The 2,991-nt window shown below is 73.8% G+C and carries 4 protein-coding genes; 2 read left to right on the forward strand and 2 right to left on the reverse strand.

What is annotated here, in order from left to right; all coding sequences use genetic code 11:
* Together OZN99_RS28695 and OZN99_RS28700 are read left to right on the forward strand one after the other, a co-directional pair.
* Positions 1 to 620, forward strand: a 620-nt coding sequence (locus OZN99_RS28695) for an SDR family NAD(P)-dependent oxidoreductase (protein WP_270938634.1), incomplete at its 5' end; no start/stop codon positions are given.
* Between the two features lie 77 nt (positions 621 to 697).
* Complete coding sequence (locus tag OZN99_RS28700) at positions 698 to 1,126, forward strand: DUF3830 family protein (protein ID WP_270938635.1); 429 nt, start codon at positions 698 to 700, stop codon at positions 1,124 to 1,126.
* Positions 1,127 to 1,179: 53 nt separating this feature from the next.
* On the opposite strand, the gene OZN99_RS28705 is transcribed toward OZN99_RS28700, so the two are convergent.
* Together OZN99_RS28705 and OZN99_RS28710 are read right to left on the reverse strand one after the other, a co-directional pair.
* Positions 1,180 to 2,448, reverse strand: coding sequence for a M20 family metallo-hydrolase (locus OZN99_RS28705; protein WP_270938636.1), 1,269 nt, complete (start codon positions 2,446 to 2,448; stop codon positions 1,180 to 1,182).
* Positions 2,449 to 2,514: 66 nt separating this feature from the next.
* Positions 2,515 to 2,991, reverse strand: a 477-nt coding sequence (locus OZN99_RS28710) for a hypothetical protein (RefSeq protein WP_270938637.1), incomplete at its 5' end; no start/stop codon positions are given.

Below are 2,991 nucleotides of genomic sequence, written 5' to 3' on the forward strand. Positions count from 1 at the left end.
AGGTGGTCGCCGCGGCCCGCCATGCGCCTGCCGCGCCGCTGCCCGCGGGCGTGCGCTTCGCGCCGCTCGACGTGGCCGATCCCGCCTCGGTCCGCGCGCTGTTCGGCAGGCTCGGCGGGCTCGACGTGCTGGTGACCGCCGCGGGCCTGGCCGGGGGCGACCCGCCGGAGGACCCGGACGAATCGCATTGGCGCGCCATCCTCTCCACCAACCTCGACGGCGCCTGGCGCTGCTGCATTGCCGCGCGCGCGAAGCTGCCGGACCGGACGGGGCGGATCGTCACCATCGCCTCGGTGCTGGGGCTGCGCGGCGTGCCCGACCAGCTGGCCTATTGCGCGGCGAAGCACGGGGTGGTCGGGCTCACCCGGGCGCTCGCGCTGCAGCTCGCCCCGCGCGGGATCACCGTGAATGCGGTCTGCCCGGGCTGGGTCCGCACCGCGATGGCGGAGGCGCGCTGGCGCGAGCTCGGCATGACGGAGGAGCAGGTCGCCGCCGGCACCCCGACCGGCCGGGTGACGACGCCGGAGGAGGTGGCCGAGGCCGTCGCCTGGCTCGTCTCGCCGGGAGCGGCGAACGTCACCGGCCAGGCGCTGGTGGTGGATGGCGGCGGCACCGCCTGACGCCGCCTCCCCTTGGCGCGGCCACGCGCCTGTCCTACGCCGTTCCGGGGATTGCACCGCACGCACGGGGGACAGCCATGGCGGACATCGAGATCGACATCGCGGGCGAGGTCTTCCCCGCCGTCTTCGAGGCGCAGGACGCGCCGAAGACCGTGGCCCGCTTCCGCGAGCTGCTGCCCTTCAGCGATCGGATCATCCATGTCCGCTGGTCCGGCGAGGCGTGCTGGATCCCGATGGGCGAGCGCGACCTCTCCCTCGGCTTCGAGAACGCGACGAGCCATCCGGCGCCGGGCCATGTCATCGTCTATCCCGGCGGCATGCCGACCAGCCTGAGCGAGACGGAGATCCTGATCGCCTACGGGCCGTGCAGCTTCGCCAGCAAGGCCGGGCAGCTGGCGGGCAACCACTTCCTGACCATCACCAGCGGGCTCGACAAGCTGGCGAAGATCGGCCGCTCCGTCCTGTGGGACGGCGCGAAGCACATCACCTTCCGCGCCCCGAAGTAGGGGCGGCTGGCGCTGCTCCCTCCCCTGCAAGGCCGGGGAGGGATGCGGGCCGGCTACCGGTTCGCCAGGTCCGCCAGCACCGCCGCCAGCACGCGCGCGCCGGCGGCGAGCTGGTCAGGCTCGGTGTATTCGCTGGGATGATGGCTGACGCCCGCGCGGCTGGGCACGAAGATCATCCCCGTCGGGCAGATCCGCGACATGAACTGCGCGTCGTGGAACGCACCGGAGGGCAGTCGGAGCGTGCCGAGACCCTGTGCGCGTGCGGCCCGCTCCACCGCATCGCGCACCAGCCGGTCGAAGGTGATCGGCAGGGCGTGGAAGCGCTCCGTCACCGTCGCGGTGCAGGTGGTCAGCGCGCCGTTCACCACGCGCTCGATCGCGTCGCCGCGTTCCGTCAGGACCTTCGCGTCCGGGTGGCGGAAATCGATGCTGAAGCGTACCCGCTCCGCGACCGAGTTGGAGCTGTTCGGGCTGACCTCGATGCGGGCGACGGTGAAGCGCAGCACGTCCTCGGGGTCGTGCATCAGCGCGTTCAGCGCGGTGATCGCGCGCACCATGTCCTGCACAGCGTCCTTGCGCAGCCGCAGCGGCGTGGTGCCGGCGTGGTCCGACTTGCCGTTGATCTCCACGGTGAACCAGCGGCTGCCCTGGATGCCGGTCACGACGCCGATGTCGAGCCCCTCCGCCTCCAGCCGCGGGCCCTGCTCGATATGGCATTCGACATAGGCGAAGGGTGGCGCGCCATCGACCACGCCGAGCCCGCGGCGCGGCAGGTCCGCCTCCAGTTCGAGATGCCGCCGCAGTTCCTCGCCGAAGGTCAGGCCGGCGGTGTCCGCCACATCGTCCCAGGCATCGGCCGGCTTGAAGCCGGCATAGGCCATGCTGCCCATGCAGCCCGGGGCGAAGCGGCCGCCTTCCTCGTTGGTCCAGGCCACCACCTCGATCGGGCGCCGCGTCGCCACCCCGGCCTCGCGCAGCGCCTGCACCGACTCCAGCCCGGCGATGACGCCCCAGATGCCGTCGAAGCGGCCGCCATTCGGCTGGGTGTCCATGTGGCTGCCGGTGAGCACCGGCGCCAGCCCGGGCTGCGTGCCCTCATGCCGCAGGAACAGGTTGCCGAGCGCGTCCACGGACACGCCGAGGCCCAGCCCCTCCGCCCAGGCGATCAGCAGCCGCCGCGCCTGGCGGTCCAGGTCGGTCAGGCAGGCCCGGTTGACGCCGTCCCCCGGGATGGCGCCGATCCGCGCCATCTGCATCAGGCGGTCCCACTGCCGCGCCTCGTCCACTGCCGCCACCGCGTTCGGCGTCACGCCGCTGCCCATCGCCCTCTCCCGTCCCGGCGCCGCCTCATGCGATGCCGGCGCGCGGCGAACAAGCCGGGTGGCGCCCTATCGCGCCACGACGGTCAGGCCGAGGCGCTGCAGCGCCTCCGCCGGGTTGCCGCCCGCAAAGCCGCCCATCTCGGCAAACGCCAGCGGCTTGGGCGGGTTGAGCGTGATCTCCAGCGTGCCGGGCTGGCGGATGAAGCTGGCCAGGGCTTGGCGCATCGGCGCGAAAGGATCGGCCGCGGCGGCGTCCTTGGCCGGCGGCTGCGCTCCGCGGCGGGCGGGCGGCGGGGCGCCCGGGATGGGCATCGCCAGCGCCATCTGTGCCCATTGCTCGCGCAGCCGCGCTTCCGGGATGCGCTGCTGCCGCGCCTGGGAGGCGACCATCCGGCCGAGCAGCCCGTGGTCGCGCAGGCTCAGGGTCAGCCCGGCCAGCCGCGCCGCGGCGAACTGCGCGGCGGTCGCGTCGGGGTCCACCGCACTGCCCTCCGGCGGCGCCGCCGGGATGCCGTCCACCTGCGCCGCCAGGTTCAGGGTCGC

Source organism: Falsiroseomonas oryzae, from assembly GCF_027856955.1.
In the GTDB taxonomy this organism is placed as follows: Bacteria; Pseudomonadota; Alphaproteobacteria; order Acetobacterales; family Acetobacteraceae; genus Falsiroseomonas; species Falsiroseomonas oryzae.

Excerpts from the sequence above, each read along its gene's own strand:
- OZN99_RS28705 (WP_270938636.1), bottom strand. The coding sequence starts at position 2,448 with ATGGGCAGCGGCGTGACGCCGAACGCGGTGGCGGCAGTGGACGAGGCG.
- OZN99_RS28700 (WP_270938635.1), top strand. The coding sequence starts at position 698 with ATGGCGGACATCGAGATCGACATCGCGGGCGAGGTCTTCCCCGCCGTC.